Consider the following 17,421-nt stretch of genomic DNA (forward strand, 5'->3'; position numbering starts at 1 on the left):
ATGGCCATTCCGGTGGGAAAAACGGGCAAGGACATCGCCTTCTCCCGCGAGACCCACCGGGAAGCCACCCATGCCCCGAACCGCGCCTATCTTGCGGAATATGTCCGCAAGAACGGCGTCGGGGCAGAGATCGGGGTCTTTTGGGCGCATTTCTCGGAAGTGATCCTGAAGACCTTCGCCCCGGCCAAGTTCTACCTGGTCGACCCCTACCACCGGCTGCATGGCGAGACCTATCCCGCCTGGGGCCCCTATACCGACAAGGGCCGTCTGCGCGTCGCCGAGACGCTGGATGCGGCAAAGGCGGTCAGGGATTCGGCGCCGGATGTGGTCGAGCTGCGGGAACAATTCTCGACCGAGTTCCTGGCAGAGATGCCTGTGGAAAGTCTCGATTGGGTCTACCTGGACGCGGGCCACAAATACGAGATGGTCAGGGACGACCTTGCCGCGATCCTGCCCCGGCTGAAACCCGATGGGGTGATCCTGGGCGACGACTACTTCGCCGATCCGAATTCCGCTCATGGCGGGGTCAAGCAGGCGGTGGACGAATTCGCAAAGGCCCAGGGGTTCGAGCTGATCGTCGGGAAATACTGTCAATACGTCTTGCGCCGACCTGCGGCGCAGACGGCATGAATGGAGCAATAGATGCAAGTCGACATCGTCACGCCCGAGCGCCGTCTGCTCTCGATGGCCGCCAACGAAATCCAGATCCCCGGCGCCGAGGGTGACCTGACCGCCATGGCCGGCCATGCGCCCGCCATGATCGGCCTGCGCCCCGGCATCCTGCGTGCCAAGGACGGCTCGGGCGAGAAGGCCTATGTCGTCACCGGCGGCTTTGCCGAAGTCAGCGCGACCTCGGTCACGATCCTGGCCGAAATGGCGATCCCGGTCGAGGAAGCCACGCCTGCGGTGCTGGACAAGCTTCTGTCCGATGCCTCCGAGGCCGCTGCGGTCAACCCGTCCAAGGATGCCGCCGACAAGGCCTTTGCCGATCTGGCCGCGATCAAGGCCGCGCTTTCGGGCCACTGAACCCGAAAATCCGCGAAAAGCCCTGCCACGTGCAGGGCTTTTTTGTTTCTTGACCTTTTGTTGACGAACTTTTGGGATATCTTCGCGCAAAAGGCGAGTGGGCGATGAAGCGGATTACTTCGGGAAAGTTGGGTGTCGTTCAGGGCAGCAAGGTCATGTTCTCGGACTTTGCCGATGGCGGCCCGATGTGGACCGGGCAGGGGGAGCGTCAAAGCCGCCACTCTGTCGTCTTCAAGGAGTCCTTCCGCGAGGCACCTGCCGTCATGGTGGGGCTGGCCATGTGGGACATCGACCACAAGAGTACCTCGCGCGGCGACCTGGTGGCCGAGAATGTGACACGCAAGGGCTTCGACCTGGTCTTCCGCACCTGGGGCGACACCCGCGTCGCCCGCATCCGCGCCGACTGGACCGCGATCGGCGCCATGCGGGATGACGACGACTGGGAAATCGAGTGAAGGTTGCCCGGGCCAGACCCCGGGGCTCGCCTCAGCGGTTGTACATGCCCTCATAGATCGGGACAAGGGTCTCGGTCTCGAAGAGTGAGGAGACCGACGTTCCGTTCCAGATGTTCAGGATGGCCTGGGCGAACATCGGCGCGGTCGGCACGATGCGGATATTGGGGCAGTTCTTCACCGCGTCGGTGGGTTCGATGGAATCCGTGATCACCAGCGACTTCATCACCGATTTCGAGACACGTTCGACCGCCGGGCCCGACAGGACGCCGTGGGTGATATAGGAATGGACCTCGGTGGCGCCATTCTCGATCAGGACCTCGGCGGCTTTGCACAAAGTGCCGGCCGTGTCGCAGATGTCATCGACGATGATGCATTTCTTGCCTTCGACATTGCCGATGACCGTCATGCCCGCGACCTCACCGGCCTTTTCGCGGCGCTTGTCCACGATGGCGAGCGGCGCGCCGATGCGCTTGGCCAGCTCCCGCGCCCGGGCCACGCCGCCGACATCGGGCGACACGACCATGACGTCATGCAGCTGCGCCTTGAAGTGGTGCTCGATATCCAGCGCAAAGACCGGCGAGGCATAGAGGTTGTCCACCGGGATGTCGAAGAAGCCCTGGATCTGCGCCGCATGCAGGTCCAGCGTCAGGACCCGGTCGATGCCCGCTTCGGTGATCAGGTTGGCGACCAGCTTGGCCGAAATCGGCGTGCGCGCCTTGGCGCGGCGGTCCTGGCGGGCATAGCCGAAATAGGGGATGACCGCCGTGATCCGATCCGCCGAAGACCTCCGCAGCGCATCGGCCATGATCAGCAATTCCATCAGGTTGTCATTGGCCGGGTTCGAGGTCGGCTGGATGATATACATATCCTCGCCGCGCACATTCTCGAAGACTTCGACGAAGATCTCCTGGTCGTTGAAGCGCTCGATCCGCGCGTCCACCAGGTTCACCGACATGCCGCGATGCATCGACATGCGGCGGGCGATCGACTTGGCCAGCGAGAGGTTGGCATTGCCGGAGATCAGCTTCGGTTCAGTCATAGCGGGCATCTGGGGACCTGTCGCAGGGGGATTCGAGACGTTGACACCGCTTAGCAACCTTCTACCCTCTTGACCATGGATGTGACCGCTAACAGGGGGCTCAAGATGCCGCAGATCGACTACTATCTCGCCTTGCAGTCGCCCTATGTCTACCTCGCAGGCCGCCGCCCCTGGGAGATCGCGGCCAGGCATGGCTATGACCTTGTCCTGAAGCCGGTCGATGTGGCGCAGCTTTTCCCGCGCACCGGCGGCAAGGTGCGGGAGGAGCGCCACCCTTCGCGCAAAGATTACGCCGCGCAGGACCGCGCCCGGCAGGCGCGCAAGCTGGGGCTGAGGTTGGACCCGGCGCCGCTTTACCGCTCTGCCAATCCCGCGCCCGCCGCCTATGCGCTGATCGCGGCGCAAAAGGCCGGGGGCGGCGACCTTGGGGCCTATGTCCAGGCCATCACACGCGGGCTCTGGGCCGAGGGGAAGGACCATTCGGACGACGCGGTGATCGGGGCGGCCTTGGCCGAGGCGGGCTTCGACCCCAAGGTAGCCGACCGGGGCATGCTGATGGCCGCCGAGACTTACGCTGCGAATCTCGAGGAAGCCGTCTCGCGCGGGGTTTTCGGCGTGCCGTTTTTCGTTGTAGGGGAGGAGAAGTTCTGGGGGCAGGATCGGCTGGAGGATTTGGACCTATGGATCTCGGGCAAATAGACATCCCGCACCGGGTCTGGCATGCGGAGGCCAAGGGCGCGGTCCTGATGCTGCATTGCTCCCTGGCCCATGCCGGCGCCTGGGCCGCGCTGGCCGATCACCTGCCCGAGCGCCAGCTGATCGCGCCGGACCAGGCCGGCCATGGGCGCCAACCCGGCTGGGACGGGGCGCGCAGCCTGCATGACCAGACCTACGAGGATGCGCTTGAGCTCGCGCCCGAGCGCTTCGACCTGGTGGGCCATTCCTTCGGCGCAACCGTGGCCTTGCGGATCGCGCTGCGGCATCCGGGGCGCGTGCGCAGCCTGACCCTGATCGAGCCGCCGCTTTTCGTGGCCGCCCGCCAGGCCGGGGATGCGCGCTATGCGCCGCACCACGCCCGCCACCGCAGGATCGAGACGCTGATCCATGACGGCCAGCGCCAGGCCGCGCTGGAGGCTTTCCATGCCGATTGGGGCAATGGCGCCACCCTGGCCGATCTGCCGCTGCGGACGGTCGACTACATGCGCGACCGCATCCACCTGATCGCCGCCCAGGCGCCGGTCCTGGGCGAGGACGGTGCGGGGCTTCTCGCGCCCGGAGGGCTCGAGGGCCTGACCATGCCGGTGATGCTGATGGAGGGCGCGATGAGCCCCGATATCGTCGGCGCCATCCATGACGCTCTGGCGGCGCGCATCCCCTCGGCCCGGCGCGTGGCCGTGGTGGGGGCGGGTCACATGCTGCCCATCACCCATCCAGCCGAGGTCGCAAGGGCGCTGCGCCCGATGCTGGGGCTTTAGGCGCTGGCGAACCGCGCTGGAGGGGTTTCACACCCCTCCAGACCTCCCCGTGGGATATTTGTGCCAATGTGAAAGGGGAAGAAGGGGCCTCTGCCTTTCCGCAGGCCTTGCCCTGTGCCAGCCTGGCGCTCTCTTCCCGCCGCGTAGCCCGGGGTATACCCCGGGGTTACGGGCAGAGTGCCGAGATCAGCGCATCCACGTCGTCCTGGGTCGTCGACCAGGAGGCCACGAAGCGGGCATATTCGCGGGCGCCCTCCTGCATGGCGTAGTATTGCGCGCCACGCTCTGCCGCGCGGGCATTGGTGCCGGGGGCGAGCCAGGGGAAAAGCATGTTGGCGGGGGCCGGGTGCCTCAGGCTCGCGCCCGGCACGCGGGCGAGGCCCTGGACGAGGCTTTGGCCCATGGCATTGGCGTTCTGCGCCAGGGTCAGCCAGAGGTCGCCCTCCAGATAGGCCTCGAACTGCGCCGAGAGGAAGCGGTGCTTGGAGAAGAGATGGCCCGCGCGTTTGCGGCGCAGTTCCAGCTCCCAGGCCTTGGAGGGGTCGAAGAGCACCACGGCCTCCACCCCCATGCAGCCGTTCTTCGTCCCGCCGAAGGAGAGGACGTCGATCCCCGCCTTCCAGGTCATCTCCGCAGGCGTCGCCCCGGTGGCCACCAGCGCATTGGCAAAGCGCGCGCCGTCCAGGTGGCAGGGCAGGCCGCGCGCCTTTGCCAGGGCGGTCAGGGCGGCGATTTCGGCGGGCGTATAGACCGTCCCCGCCTCGGTCACATTGGTCAGCGAGAGGCAGCCGCGCTGGACGCCGTGGACGCCGCTCTCGCCGATGGAGCCCAGGGCCCGCGACAGGCCCTCGGGCGTCACCTTGCCGTGCTCGCCCGGGATGCCTATCAGCTTGGCGCCGCCGGTATAGAACTCCGGCGCGCCGCATTCATCCACCGCGATATGGGCGGTCTCATGGGCGAAGACCGCCGCCCAGGGTTGGGTGATCAGCGCCAGCGAGAGCGCATTGGCGGCCGTGCCGGTGGCGACGAGATGGACCTCGGCCTCCGGCGCCTCGAAGAGCGCGCGGATGCGGGCGCGGACCCGGGCCATGATCGCATCGGCGCCGTAGCTTTTCATGTAGCCTTCATTGGCGCGCACCATCGCCGCCATGATCTGCGGCGCCACGCCCGAGGTATTGTCCGAGGCGAAGAACATCCTAAAGCCCCTCTTCGATGATATAGTCTTCCCAGTCGTCTTCCGGCACGGCCAGTTCCGAGATCACCCAGCCGCGCACCGATTCCCCCGCCCGATGCGGGCTCTCGGGGTCTCCGGTCAGCAGGGGGTGCCAGTCGGGCAGGGGTTTGTTCTCATAGCGCAGACGATAGGCGCAGGTCTTGGGCATCCAATAGGCGACCCGCTTCAGGCTGGCGGGCGAGAGGCGCACGCATTCCGGCACGAAGCTGTGGCGGTTGTTGTAATCGACGCAGCGGCAGGTCTGGGCGTCCAGAAGCTTGCAGGAGACGCGGGTGAAGGCCAGCTCGCCCGTGTCCTCGTATTCCAGCTTGTTCAGGCAGCACTTGCCGCAGCCGTCACAAAGCGCTTCCCATTCCTCGGGGTTGAGCTTGGTCAGGGGCAGGGTCCAGAATTCATTGCGCTTGGTCATCGCCGCAATCTGGCCCGCCCCGTGCCGAAAGGAAAGCCCGCCGCTTTCAATTTGGCTCAAATATCCACGGGGATTTTCAAGGGGGCCCTGGCCCCCTTGAAGCGGGGGGCTCGGGGGGCGGCAGCCCCCCGATCTGGGGGGTGCGGGGGGGCGAAGCCCCCCCGCCTACGAAAGGATATCCCGCGCCCGCAAGCAATCCGCCGCCATCTGGTCCAAAAGCCCCTGCAACCCGTCGAATTTCATCTCGGGCCGCAGATAGTCGACCAGGGCCACCGAGAGATGCTGGCCGTAAAGATCCCCGGTGAAGTCGAAGAGAAAGGTCTCGAGGTTCGGCACCGTGCCGCCGAACTGCGGCCGCACGCCCAGCGAGGAGGCGCCGATATAGGACCCCGCTTGCGGCCCGGTCAGGATATCGACCTTGACCGCATAGACGCCAAGCTTGGGCAGATGCAGGCCCTGGACCGACATATTGGCCGTCGGATAGCCCAACTCGCGCCCGCGCTTTTCGCCATGGATCACCTCGCCCTCGATGCGGTGGAGGTGGCCCAGCATCTGCGCCGCATCGCGCGGGCGTCCCTCGGCCAGGGCGCGGCGGATCGCGGTCGAGGAGATCTCTTCGCCCTCATGGGCGATCAGGGGGGCTACGGTCACGCGCAACCCATGGGCGGCTCCGAGGCGCTGCAGGTCCTCGGCCGTGCCCGCCCGGCCCTTGCCAAAGCGGAAATCGGCGCCGACGACGACATGGGAGACGCCAAGCCCCTCCTTCAGCACCTCGGTCACGAAGGTCTCGGGTGACATGCTGGCGATCTGGGCGTCGAAGGGCAGTTCGAAGAGCTCTGCCACGCCAAGGCGCGCCAGGCGATTGGCCCGGGCCTCGGCATTCATCAGGCGGAAGGGAGGGGCCTCCGGGGCGAAGACCTGGCGGGGATGGGGCTCGAAGGTCACGACGCCCAGGGGCGCCGCGCCGCGTGCCAGGTTGATCACCGACTGGTGGCCCAGGTGGACGCCGTCGAAATTCCCCATCGCCACCGAAGCGCCGCGCGCCTCGGGTGGCAAACCGTTCCAGCCGTGGTTGATCCGCATGCTACCCCTTGGCGGGACAGCCCCGCGCCTCAGTCCAGTTTGGCCGAGGGCGCCATGACCAGCGCCTCGCCTTTCAGCACCACGGTATTGCCCACCGAGCAGAGGGTTTCAAGGGTCACCCGGCGCCGCGCATGGTCGATTGCGGTGACTTTCACCTGCGCCGTCAGGTCATCCCCCGGGCGGACCGGCGCCATGAAGCGCAAGGACTGCGAGAGATAGACGGTGCCATGGCCCGGCAGATCCTCGCCGATGACCGCGGAAATCAGGCTGGCGGTCAGCATGCCATGGGCGATGCGGCCCTGGAACATGGTTTCCTGCGCGTAAGCCTCGTCCAGGTGGACGGGGTTCCGGTCGGTCGAAACCTCGGCAAAGAGCGCGATATCGCGGTCGGTGATGCGCTTCCTGCGGGAGGAGGTCATGCCGATCTCGATATCCTCGATGCAGACGCTGCGCGGTGCATGGTTGTCCAGCATGATTCTCCCCGGTTTGGTTGTCGGGGAGAATAGCGATGCTGCGCTGCGGCGTCAATTCCGTCTCGCAAGAAAGATGCAAGACTTAAGTCTTGGGCGTAACTTTGTTACTGTAGTGTCGGAATGGCATAGGTCGCGGGCAGGGCCTCACGCGACAGGAAGGCCTCCAGGCGCGCCGGGTCGGGGGCATCCACGGGGCCGAATTCATGGGCCGAGATGCCGCCGGTGACGTAAAGCGTGTCCAGACCCTCCTGGAAGCCGCCCTTCACATCGGTCCAGAGCCCGTCGCCGATGCACAGGATGCGCGGGTCATCGAGGCCAAGCTGGCGCCGGGCCAGGTCATAGATCGGCGGATGGGGCTTGCCGAAATAAAGCGCCTCGCCGCCGAGTTTCTCATAGGCCTGGGCCAAGGCCCCCGCGCACCAGAGGCGCTTGTCGCCATAGTCCACGATGATATCGGGATTGGCGCAGAGCATGGTCAGGCCGACGTTGCGGGCCTGGGCGAGGTGCAGGCGGTAGTCCTCGGGGGTCTCGGTCAGGTCTTGGGCGAGGCCGGTGCACAGAAGCACCTCGGCCTCCGGGATGGCGACCCTTTCGATCTTGGCGGCCCAAAGGTCGGCGGGCAGGTCGGTGAAGAAGCTCTCGTCCTTCTCCGCCCCGATGAAGCCCACCCGCGTGCCATAGTCGCCCGAGAAGAGCGCCAGTTGCGTCGCATCGCCCGAGGTGACGATCAGGTCCCAGGCGTCGCGGGGCACGCCCATGCGGTCGAGCTGCGCGGCCACGGCGCCACGCGGGCGCGGCGCGTTGGTCATCAGGACGACCCGGCCTCCCTGCGCGCGGAAGGCCTGGAGCGCCGCCACGGCCCCGGGAAAGGGCGTATAGCCGTTGTGCAAACAGCCCCAGAGGTCGCAGAAGACCGCGTCGTAATCGGCAGCGATCTCGGCGAGCGAGGCGATCAGGCGTGGCATCTTGGGTCTCCTGCGGGACTTGTGCTGGAATGGAAACGGCCGGGAAGGTCCCGGCCGGGGAGCCGCCGGGTCAAGCCCGGCGGAGCCTTGGTCTGTGGGTTAGAGCTTCAGCGCAGGGATGATCTGCTTCTTGCGGCTCATGATGCCCGGCAGGACGACCGTGTCGCCCGAGACCTTCACGCCGAAGGAGGCTTCGGCCATTTGGCGAACCAGGTCGTTGGGGACGAGGAGCGTCGCCTCTTCCTTGATGATGTCCACGACGAACAAGAGAACCTGGTCCGCGCCGTCTTCCTTGGCCACGCCGACCATCGATTCCATCAGGCTGTCCTTGCGGTCCAGCACCACTTTCGGCGCGGTGGTTTCCAGCACGGACACCCGCAGCTCCTTGCCGGCGACATTGTATTCCTTGCTGTCCATGCGCAGAAGCTCGGCATCCGAGAAGGCCGAGACATCGGACTTGGCTTCGAACATCTTGGTCGCCAGCTCGGCGATCGAGACGCCGAGGTCGGCGGCCAGCTTCTCGGCCACGGCCTTGTCATGGGCGGTGGTGGTGGGCGAACGGAACTCCAGCGTGTCGGAGATGATGCAGGAGAGCATCGCGCCCTTCACGCCGCGCGGAGCGCGGGCGAGGTCAGCGCCCATCAGGTCATGCATGATCGTGGCGGTGCAGGCCAGGGGGCGGATGGTGATGTCGATGGGCGACTTGGTCTTCAGCCCGCCGACCAGCATGTGGTGGTCGATGATCGCCTGAAGCTTCGCCTCGTTGATGGAAGCGGGCAGTTCGGCCGGGTTGTTGGTGTCGACCACGACCACCTTGTCGTCAGCGGTCACGTCGCCGATGATCTCGGGCTTGGCCAGGTCCCAATGCTTCAGCACGAAAAGCGCCTCCGTGTTGGGCTCCCCAAGCAGGCAGGCCTTGGCGGGCGTGCCCTTCACTTCGGACAGATACCAGGCCCAGGCGATGGGCGAGCCGGTGGAATCGGTGTCGGGGGATTTGTGGCCGAAGACCTTGATCGACATGGGATGCCTCTTTGGATGCGGAAATTTTGCCCGGCTTATAGGCGGGAAAGCTGGCCTTGTCACGCCTTGGCGTTCTGGCGGTATTGTCGCAGGATGTGACCCAGGACCGCCACCATGACCACCGTCCCGCCGATCACCGTGGGCAGGGTCGGCGTCTCGCCGTAGACCAGCCAGACCCAGACCGGGGCAATCGGGGCCTCGAGCGCGCCCAAAAGCGCGGTCTGTATGGGCGCGATCCGGGCCGAGCCCATGAGGAAAAGCGCGAAGCCGAGGGTGGAGTTGATCAGGCCGAAGCCTGCCAGGAGCCAGAGTTGGTCTCCGGCAGGCATGGCACCTGCGAAGGGCAGGGCGATCAGCACCGAGAAGACCGCCGAGGTGATGCCGGCGGGGAGCGTCGGGATCTCGGGGTGCTTGCGGGCGATGACCATCATCAGCGCCATGCCAAGGGTCATCACCACCGCGAGACCGTCGCCCAGGAGATTGCCGTCGCCTCCCAGCCCCACCATCAGGACCGCGCCGAGGAAGGCCACCGTGCTTGCGATGACCGCATCCCGTGTCGGTCGCGTGCCCATCATCACCCAGGCGAGCCCCGCCGTCATGAAGGGCACGGCGGCGTAGATGATCGAGACATGGGCAATCGAGCTCATCCGCAGCGCGCCGATATAGGCATACATGCCAAGCCCCGAGATCGCCGCATAGGCCCAGCCCGCCCGCCCGAGCCGCCCGAAGTCGCGCAGGCCCTTGACCCCGTCGCGCCACAAAAGCACCGCCAGAAGGCCAGCGGTGCCGAAAAGACCCCTCCAGACCAGCGTTGTGAAGAGGTCCTCGCTGATGGCCCGGGTAAACAGCCCCGCCGTGCTCCAGGCGAGCGTCGAGACCGCGACCAGGACCAGGCCAAGCCCCTGGTCGCTCAGGGCGCGGGCCATGCGTCCCCCGGGGTCCAGGGGGTGACCTGCCAGCCCTCTGCGGCAAGAAGGTTCAAGACGCCCTTCTCGCCCCCCAGATGCAGCGCGCCGAAGGCGGCGACCAGGGGACCCGCCTCGGAGGCCTTTTCCAGCACGGGCACCCAGGCGGCGTTGCGCCCGTCCAGCAGGGTGTTGAACATCAGTTTCATCTGCCGGTCGACCTCCGCCGGATCGAGGCCGAAGTCGTCGATGGCCATTTGCCGGGTGAAGGCGATGTAAAGCTGGCTCTCGCCCCGGAAATAGGCGCCGACCAGGGTGGCGGCCATGTCATCGGACTTGGGCTCGATCAAGAGGCCCTGGCGGATCATGTCCAGCTGTTCCTCCGGCGTCAGGTTGGAAAAGACCTTGACCGCGGTGTCGAAGGGCTCCAGCGAGTGAATGGGCAGGCCCTGTTCGGCGGCCAGCGCCGAGAGCCTGCGGTCGAGACCGTTCAGGATCTCTTCCGTCGCCCCAAGGCAGGCGGGTTTTTCCAGCATCGAGGCCACGACCCAGGGCCGCGTCTTGAGGACGGTCACGGGATAGGTGCCCCGGCGCTGCAGCGCTTGGGACAGGGCCGCCCAGTCCTCGGCTCCAAGGCGGTCGCGCAGGCTGGGGCCCTTTTGGTCGAAGAGCGCCTCGGGATGGCTGCCGAGCCAGGATTTCAGCGCCGCTTCGTCCTTGGGCGCCAGTTCGACCCAAAGCCCGCTGGCGCCCTGGATCGCGGGGGCCAGCGTCGGGACCAGGTCGTCGAAGCGAAAATGGTCCAGGTGATAGGTGCCGATCAGCAGCATCTGCGCCTCGCCCCGCCGGGCTTGCCAGAAGTTGCCGGTGGCGAAGGGGATGTCACTGACCAGCGCCGCGCGGGTCTCGGGGGACAGGTCCGCGATCAGGTCGCGGCTGTCATCGCAGAGCCCGGCGGCGAAGGCGGGCAGGGCGAAGCAGAAGGCCAGGGCGCCGAGGGCGGCTTTGAGCGAGGAGAGGATCATGGGCCGACCATGGCACGCCGGACGGCCAAGGCCAAGGGCGCTTGGGGCGCTTCACCAGTCATGAGAATTTCGCATGTCCGGGTGTTGACAGGCGCCGCATCTGTGCCTAACTCAGGCCTCGTTAGCACTCAGCTGACGCGAGTGCTAAAACTTTTGAACCTGGATACCCAAGGGAGTGACCCAGATGGCTTTCAAACCGCTTCATGACCGCGTGCTGGTCAAGCGCATTCAGTCCGAAGACAAGACCAAGGGCGGGCTGATCATCCCGGAAACCGCCAAGGAAAAGCCCTCGGAAGGCGAAGTGATCTCGGTGGGCGCTGGCGCGCGCAAGGACAATGGCGAGCTGATCGCTCCGGCCGTCAAGGCAGGCGACAAGATCCTGTTCGGCAAGTGGTCGGGCACCGAAGTGACCCTGAACGGCGAAGAACTGCTGATCATGAAGGAAAGCGACATCATGGGGATCATCGGCTGACCCAGCCGCAGGGTGCGCTTGAGCGCACCTCCCCTGTCGTTCGAAGTGGTGCGTTGAAACGCACCCTACACCACCTCAAATCGGAGTCTGCAAAATGGCTGCTAAAGACGTTCGTTTCAACACCGATGCCCGCGACCGTATCCTGCGTGGCGTCAATGTCCTGGCCGACGCGGTCAAGGTCACCCTGGGTCCGAAGGGCCGCAATGTCGTCATCGACAAGTCCTTCGGCGCACCGCGCATCACCAAGGACGGCGTGACCGTTGCCAAGGAAATCGAACTGGCCGACAAGTTCGAGAACATGGGCGCCCAGATGGTGAAGGAAGTCGCTTCCCGCACCAATGACGAAGCGGGCGACGGCACCACCACCGCCACCGTCCTGGCCCAAGCCATCGTCAAGGAAGGCATGAAGGCCGTCGCCGCCGGGATGAACCCGATGGACCTGAAGCGCGGCATCGACATGGCCACCGCCAATGTCGTGGCTGCGATCAAAGCCGCTGCCCGCCCGGTCAAGGACTCGGACGAAGTGGCCCAGGTCGGCACGATCTCGGCCAACGGCGAAGCTCAGATCGGCCGTTTCATCGCTGACGCGATGCAGCGCGTGGGCAACGAAGGCGTGATCACCGTCGAAGAGAACAAGGGTCTGGAGACCGAAGTCGAAGTCGTCGAAGGCATGCAGTTCGACCGCGGCTACCTCTCGCCCTATTTCGTCACCAATGCCGACAAGATGACGGTCGAGCTGGAAGACGTCTTCATCCTGCTGCACGAGAAGAAGCTCTCCTCGCTGCAGCCGATGGTTCCGCTGCTGGAATCGGTGATCCAGTCGCAGCGCCCGCTCTTGATCATCTCGGAAGACGTCGAAGGCGAAGCCCTGGCGACGCTGGTCGTCAACAAGCTGCGCGGTGGTCTGAAGATCGCGGCCGTCAAGGCTCCGGGCTTCGGCGACCGTCGCAAGGCCATGCTGCAGGACATCGCGATCCTGACCGGCGGCCAGGTGATCTCGGATGACCTGGGGATGAAGCTGGAAGCCGTGACCCTGGACATGCTGGGCCGCGCCAAGAAGGTTTCGATCAACAAGGACAACACCACCATCGTCGATGGCAATGGTGCCAAGGCCGAGATCGAAGCCCGCGTCGCGCAGATCCGCAACCAGATCGAAGAGACCACTTCGGACTACGACAAGGAAAAGCTGCAAGAGCGCGTGGCGAAGCTCGCTGGCGGCGTGGCCGTGATCCGCGTCGGCGGCATGACCGAGATCGAAGTGAAAGAGCGCAAGGACCGCGTCGATGACGCCCTGAACGCGACCCGCGCCGCTGTCCAAGAGGGCATCGTCGTCGGTGGTGGCGTGGCCCTGGTGCAGGCCTCCAAGGGTCTCGCTGCGCTGAAGGGCGCCAACAGCGACCAGGACAACGGCATCGCCATCATCCGCCGCGCGCTGGAAGCCCCGCTGCGTCAGATCGCTGAAAACGCTGGCGTCGATGGCGCTGTCGTGGCTGGCAAGATCCGCGAATCGAACGACCCGTCCTTCGGCTTCAACGCCCAGACGGAAGAATATGGCGACATGTTCAAGTTCGGCGTGATCGACCCCGCCAAGGTGACCCGGACCGCCCTGGAAGATGCGGCCTCGATCGCCTCGCTCCTGATCACCACCGAAGCCATGATCGCGGATCGTCCCGAGCCCAAGGCGGCTCCGGCTGGCGGCGGCATGGGCGGCATGGGCGGCATGGACGGGATGATGTAATCATCCCGGACCCATGGTCCAGGTTTGGGGGCGCGCTGAAAGGTGCGCCCCTTTTCCGTGGCGCGACCTTGTCCGCCAGAGCCGCGCCGCCCCGGGCCTGACCCGGGGCCTCGACCTTTCAAAAGCAGCGCGTTCCGCGCAAGAACTTTGCCTCGCCTCTGGCTTGTGGCCAACCGGCTTTGGGGAGGGGGGCGGAGGTGCCACCAGGTGCGGCGAAGGGGAGGGCGATCCCTCAGGCGTTCTTGGCCAGGCGGTCTTCCAGCACGTCGAAGGGCAGGCCCGGCTCGTCCTTGGCGCAGCGGATGACCAGCGAGGTTTTGACGTTGGCGACGTTCTCGGCCTTGAGGAGCTGCTCGGTCAGGAAGTTCTGGAAGGTGGACAGGTCCGGCGAGACGCATTTCAGGATGAAGTCGATCTCGCCGTTCAGCATGTGGCACTCGCGCACCAGGGGCCAGGCGCGGCAGCGGGATTCGAAGGTCGAAAGGTCGGCCTCGGCCTGGGAGTTCAGGCGGACCATGGCGAAGACCGCGACCTCGAAGCCCAGTTCCCTTGCGTTGATGTCGGCGTGATAGCCGGTGATGTAGCCCTCTTCCTCCAGCGTCCTGACCCGGCGCAGGCAGGGCGGCGCCGAAATCCCAACGCGCGAAGCCAGCTCGACGTTCGTCATCCGGCCGTCGGCCTGCAGCTCCGAGAGGATCTTGCGGTCGATCGGGTCCAGTTTGAATACGGGCATGGGGGTCTCCTTTGGCGGTGGCTTACGCCAAGGGCCTGCTTTGCGCAATAATCTTGCACGGCGGCGCAAGAAAAATTCGCAAAGCGCCGTCCGGGGCGGCTTTGGTGCCTTTATTCCGGGCAAGGCGGCCTTGCCTTTTCCGGCTCTTTCCCAAGGCCCGCGTTTTGCCTATATCAGGCGGCCAAAGATGGAGAGTGAGATGGGCGAGACGCGGCACACCAAGGTTCTGATCATCGGCTCGGGTCCGGCGGGCTATACGGCGGCGGTCTATTCGGCCCGCGCCATGCTGGAGCCGCTGCTCATCCAGGGCATGCAACCCGGCGGCCAGCTGACCATCACCACCGAGGTCGAGAACTGGCCGGGCGAAAAGCACATCCAGGGGCCGGATCTCATGGTCAACATGCAGGCCCATGCGGAGGCCATGGGGGCCGAGGTGATCTCGGACTACATCACCAAGCTGGACCTGGGCGTGCGGCCCTTCGTGGCCAAGGCCGACAGCGGCATGACCTATACCGCCGATGCGGTGATCCTGGCGACCGGGGCCCAGGCCAAGTGGCTGGGGCTGCCGTCGGAAGAGAAGTTCAAGGGCTTTGGCGTCTCGGCCTGCGCGACCTGCGACGGGTTCTTCTATCGCGGCAAGGAGATCGTGGTGATCGGCGGGGGGAATACCGCCGTGGAAGAGGCTTTGTTCCTGACGAACTTCGCCTCCAAGGTGACGCTGGTCCATCGCCGCGACAGCTTGCGGGCGGAAAAGATCATGCAGGACCGGCTCTTCAAGCATCCGAAGATCGCGGTCGTCTGGGATTCCGAGGTTGTCGAGGTCCTGGGCACCGAGGCGCCCTTGGGCGTCACCGGGGTCAAGACGAAGAACCTCAAGACCGGGGCAGAGGGCGTCATCCCCTGCGCGGGCTTCTTCGTGGCCATCGGCCATGCTCCCGCCTCTGACCTGGTCAAGGACCAGCTTCCCCTGCACAACGGCGGCTATGTCGAGGTCGAACCCGGCACGACCCGCACCGCCATTCCGGGCGTTTTCGCCGCTGGCGACCTGACCGACCATGTCTATCGCCAGGCCGTGACCTCGGCGGGGATGGGCTGCATGGCGGCGCTGGATGCCGAGCGCTATCTCGCCTCCTTGGGCTGAGCCGTTCCGGTCCGCAGGGCCTTTGCCGAAAAACGGGCCAAAAACCGCTCAATTCGCGGCATTTTGGCCCTTTTTAACGAGAATCGCAGCACTTGGCTTGATTATTCCCCGGTCCGCAGTCAAAAGCCCGGGCAACCAAGGCCGCGCGCCTGTCCTTTGCCGTTCCGACATCCTGATGAGAGAGCCATGTCCAAATCCAATCTTGCGCCCATCCCCGAATTGTTCGTCTCTGCCGATGAAGCCCAACGACTGAAGGTTGCGGCGGGCGACATGCCCTCGTGGGATCTGACCGCGCGCCAGGTTTGCGACCTGGAGCTTCTGATGAACGGCGGCTTCTACCCGCTGAAGGGCTTCAACACCCAGGCCGATTACGACAACGTGGTCGAGAACATGCGCCTGGCGGATGGCACGCTCTGGCCCATGCCCATCACGCTGGACGTGTCGGAAAAGTTCGCCGAGGGCGTGGCTCCGGGCACCGAGATCGCGCTCCGCGACGCCGAGGGCGTGATCCTCGCCGTCATGACCGTCTCGGACAAATGGGTGCCGAACAAGGCCAACGAGGCCGCCAAGGTCTTTGGCTATGGCGCCGATGACATGGCCCATCCGGCCATCGCTTATCTGCACAACGTGGCCGGTCCGGTCTACCTCGGCGGCCCGATCAAGGGTCTGCAAGCCCCGGTCCACTATGACTTCAAGGCCCGCCGCGACAGCCCGAACGAGCTCCGCGCCTATTTCCGCAAGCTGGGTTGGGAGAAGATCGTTGCCTTCCAGACCCGCAACCCGCTGCACCGCGCCCACCAGGAGCTGACCTTCCGCGCCGCGAAAGAGGCCCAGGCCAACCTCTTGATCCATCCGGTCGTGGGCATGACCAAGCCGGGCGACGTCGACCACTTCACCCGCGTCCGCTGCTACGAGGCCGTGCTGGACAAGTATCCGCAGTCGACCACGACCATGTCTCTGCTGAACCTCGCCATGCGCATGGCCGGCCCGCGTGAGGCCGTCTGGCACGGGTTGATCCGCCGCAACCACGGCGTCACCCACTTCATCGTTGGCCGTGACCATGCCGGCCCGGGCAAGAACTCCCAGGGCAAGGATTTCTACGGCCCCTATGACGCGCAAGAGCTCTTCACCAAGTACGAAGAGGAAATCGGCGTGAAGATGGTCGACTTCAAGCACATGGTCTATGTGCAAGAGCGCGACCAGTATTACCCCGCCAACGAAGTGCCGGAAGGCTGCACGGTCCTGGACATCTCGGGCACCGAACTGCGCCGCCGCCTGCGTGAGGGCCTGGACATCCCGGCCTGGTTCTCCTTCCCCGAGGTCGTGGCGCAGCTGCGCAAGACCTCTCCGGCGCGCGACAAGCAGGGCTTCACGGTCTTCTTCACCGGCCTCTCGGGCTCGGGCAAGTCGACGATTGCGAACGCGCTGATGGTCAAGCTGATGGAGATGGGCGGGCGCCCCGTCACGATCCTGGACGGCGACGTGGTGCGCAAGCACCTGTCCTCGGAACTGGGCTTCTCGAAAGAGCACCGCGACATCAACATCCGCCGCATCGGCTATGTGGCGTCGGAGATCACCAAGAACGGCGGCATCGCGATCTGCGCCCCGATCGCGCCCTATACCGCGACCCGCCGCGCCGTGCGCGAGATGATCGAGGCTTACGGCGCCTTCATCGAAGTGCACGTGGCGACCTCGGTCGAGGAATGCGAAAAGCGCGACCGCAAGGGGCTCTACAAGCTGGCCCGCGAAGGCAAGATCAAGGAGTTCACCGGCATCTCGGACCCCTATGAAGTCCCGACCAAGGCCGAACTGGTGCTGGAAACCGCTGGCGTGGACGTGGACCACTGCGCCCACCAGGTGATCCTGAAGCTGGAAAGCCTGGGCCTGATCAAGGCCTGATCTCGGCAAGAGCCAAGGCAAAGGCCGCCCCTCGGGGCGGCCTTCGTCATTTGGGCGCTTTGGGTCCGCCGCGTAGCCCGGGGTATACCCCGGGGCCCCCTCAGTGGACCGAAACCGGCGCCATGTCGTGCTCGCGCGCGAGCGCAAAGGCCAGGTCGCGGTTGACGACGAGCGCCAGGCGCTCGCCGCTGGCCTTGTGGACGGAGTAGATCGTGGTCAGACCCTCGACCTGTTCCTGAAGCGCGTCGGGCAGGTCGGCCACGGCCACCGGGCGAACATAGACGATGCCGCCCTCGGTCTTCAGCCCTGCGAATTTGTGATCCATGCTG

20 protein-coding genes are annotated in these 17,421 nt (G+C 65.5%); 9 read left to right on the forward strand and 11 right to left on the reverse strand.

Annotated features, from left to right (window positions below):
- The 3 genes from GV832_RS12085 to GV832_RS12095 all read left to right on the forward strand — a co-directional run bounded on the left by GV832_RS12085 (position 1) and on the right by GV832_RS12095 (position 1,481).
- Positions 1–630, forward strand: coding sequence for a class I SAM-dependent methyltransferase (locus GV832_RS12085; RefSeq protein ID WP_168775129.1), 630 nt, complete (start codon positions 1–3; stop codon positions 628–630).
- Positions 631–642: 12 nt separating this feature from the next.
- Positions 643–1,026: an ATP synthase F1 subunit epsilon gene (gene atpC / locus GV832_RS12090; RefSeq protein ID WP_168775130.1), complete on the forward strand. Its 384-nt coding sequence runs from the start codon at positions 643–645 to the stop codon at positions 1,024–1,026.
- 104 nt (positions 1,027–1,130) lie between these two features.
- On the forward strand, positions 1,131–1,481 hold the full coding sequence (locus tag GV832_RS12095; protein ID WP_168775131.1) for an H-type lectin domain-containing protein: 351 nt from the start codon (positions 1,131–1,133) through the stop codon (positions 1,479–1,481).
- Between the two features lie 31 nt (positions 1,482–1,512).
- On the opposite strand, the gene GV832_RS12100 is transcribed toward GV832_RS12095, so the two are convergent.
- The gene (locus tag GV832_RS12100; RefSeq protein WP_168775132.1) at positions 1,513–2,529 is read right to left on the reverse strand and encodes a ribose-phosphate pyrophosphokinase; all 1,017 of its coding nucleotides are present in this window, start codon (positions 2,527–2,529) and stop codon (positions 1,513–1,515) included.
- A 96-nt stretch (positions 2,530–2,625) separates the two neighbouring features.
- On the opposite strand from GV832_RS12100, the gene GV832_RS12105 reads away from it, so the two are divergent.
- Positions 2,626–3,219: a 2-hydroxychromene-2-carboxylate isomerase gene (locus GV832_RS12105; protein ID WP_168775188.1), complete on the forward strand. Its 594-nt coding sequence runs from the start codon at positions 2,626–2,628 to the stop codon at positions 3,217–3,219.
- Positions 3,201–3,995, forward strand: coding sequence for an alpha/beta fold hydrolase (locus tag GV832_RS12110; RefSeq protein ID WP_168775133.1), 795 nt, complete (start codon positions 3,201–3,203; stop codon positions 3,993–3,995). The genes GV832_RS12105 and GV832_RS12110 overlap by 19 nt, the downstream gene beginning before the upstream one ends.
- Positions 3,996–4,161: 166 nt before the next feature.
- Here the strand turns inward: GV832_RS12110 and GV832_RS12115 are convergent, their stop codons facing one another.
- From GV832_RS12115 to GV832_RS12150, 8 genes are all read right to left on the reverse strand, one after another.
- Entirely contained in the window at positions 4,162–5,190 is a 1,029-nt protein-coding gene (locus tag GV832_RS12115; RefSeq protein ID WP_168775134.1) for a threonine aldolase family protein, read from the reverse strand.
- A 1-nt stretch (position 5,191) separates the two neighbouring features.
- The gene (locus GV832_RS12120) at positions 5,192–5,638 is read right to left on the reverse strand and encodes a YcgN family cysteine cluster protein (RefSeq protein ID WP_168775135.1); all 447 of its coding nucleotides are present in this window, start codon (positions 5,636–5,638) and stop codon (positions 5,192–5,194) included.
- 165 nt (positions 5,639–5,803) lie between these two features.
- The gene (locus tag GV832_RS12125) at positions 5,804–6,721 is read right to left on the reverse strand and encodes a bifunctional riboflavin kinase/FAD synthetase (RefSeq protein ID WP_168775136.1); all 918 of its coding nucleotides are present in this window, start codon (positions 6,719–6,721) and stop codon (positions 5,804–5,806) included.
- A 29-nt stretch (positions 6,722–6,750) separates the two neighbouring features.
- Positions 6,751–7,194 carry a MaoC family dehydratase gene (locus GV832_RS12130; protein WP_168775137.1) on the reverse strand — a complete coding sequence of 148 codons (444 nt, stop codon included), beginning with the start codon at positions 7,192–7,194 and terminating at the stop codon, positions 6,751–6,753.
- A gap of 104 nt (positions 7,195–7,298) precedes the next feature.
- A complete protein-coding gene (locus GV832_RS12135) occupies positions 7,299–8,159 on the reverse strand; it encodes a TIGR01459 family HAD-type hydrolase (RefSeq protein ID WP_168775138.1) in 861 nt (286 codons plus the stop codon).
- Positions 8,160–8,258: 99 nt separating this feature from the next.
- Positions 8,259–9,179 carry a manganese-dependent inorganic pyrophosphatase gene (locus GV832_RS12140; RefSeq protein WP_168775139.1) on the reverse strand — a complete coding sequence of 307 codons (921 nt, stop codon included), beginning with the start codon at positions 9,177–9,179 and terminating at the stop codon, positions 8,259–8,261.
- Between the two features lie 59 nt (positions 9,180–9,238).
- Positions 9,239–10,105, reverse strand: coding sequence for a DMT family transporter (locus GV832_RS12145; RefSeq protein ID WP_168775140.1), 867 nt, complete (start codon positions 10,103–10,105; stop codon positions 9,239–9,241).
- On the reverse strand, positions 10,090–11,109 hold the full coding sequence (locus tag GV832_RS12150) for a TraB/GumN family protein (protein ID WP_168775141.1): 1,020 nt from the start codon (positions 11,107–11,109) through the stop codon (positions 10,090–10,092). The genes GV832_RS12145 and GV832_RS12150 overlap by 16 nt, the downstream gene beginning before the upstream one ends.
- Before the next feature lie 184 nt (positions 11,110–11,293).
- On the opposite strand from GV832_RS12150, the gene GV832_RS12155 reads away from it, so the two are divergent.
- Both GV832_RS12155 and groL read left to right on the forward strand, forming a co-directional pair.
- Positions 11,294–11,581, forward strand: coding sequence for a co-chaperone GroES (locus GV832_RS12155; RefSeq protein ID WP_168775142.1), 288 nt, complete (start codon positions 11,294–11,296; stop codon positions 11,579–11,581).
- A 94-nt stretch (positions 11,582–11,675) separates the two neighbouring features.
- Positions 11,676–13,319, forward strand: a complete 1,644-nt coding sequence (gene groL, locus GV832_RS12160) for a chaperonin GroEL (protein WP_168775143.1) — start codon at positions 11,676–11,678, stop codon at positions 13,317–13,319.
- A gap of 232 nt (positions 13,320–13,551) precedes the next feature.
- On the opposite strand, the gene GV832_RS12165 is transcribed toward groL, so the two are convergent.
- Entirely contained in the window at positions 13,552–14,052 is a 501-nt protein-coding gene (locus GV832_RS12165; protein ID WP_168775144.1) for an Lrp/AsnC family transcriptional regulator, read from the reverse strand.
- Between the two features lie 199 nt (positions 14,053–14,251).
- Here GV832_RS12165 and trxB point away from each other — a divergent pair, with 199 nt between their 5' ends.
- A complete protein-coding gene (trxB, locus tag GV832_RS12170) occupies positions 14,252–15,193 on the forward strand; it encodes a thioredoxin-disulfide reductase (RefSeq protein ID WP_168775189.1) in 942 nt (313 codons plus the stop codon).
- Between the two features lie 186 nt (positions 15,194–15,379).
- Positions 15,380–17,092, forward strand: coding sequence for a bifunctional sulfate adenylyltransferase/adenylylsulfate kinase (locus tag GV832_RS12175; protein WP_168775145.1), 1,713 nt, complete (start codon positions 15,380–15,382; stop codon positions 17,090–17,092).
- A gap of 100 nt (positions 17,093–17,192) precedes the next feature.
- On the opposite strand, the gene GV832_RS12180 is transcribed toward GV832_RS12175, so the two are convergent.
- Positions 17,193–17,417, reverse strand: a complete 225-nt coding sequence (locus tag GV832_RS12180) for a DUF1150 family protein (RefSeq protein ID WP_168775146.1) — start codon at positions 17,415–17,417, stop codon at positions 17,193–17,195.
- Positions 17,418–17,421 lie beyond the last annotated feature (4 nt).

Origin of the sequence: Stagnihabitans tardus, from assembly GCF_009925085.1 — a bacterium.
Classification (GTDB): domain Bacteria; phylum Pseudomonadota; class Alphaproteobacteria; order Rhodobacterales; family Rhodobacteraceae; genus Stagnihabitans; species Stagnihabitans tardus.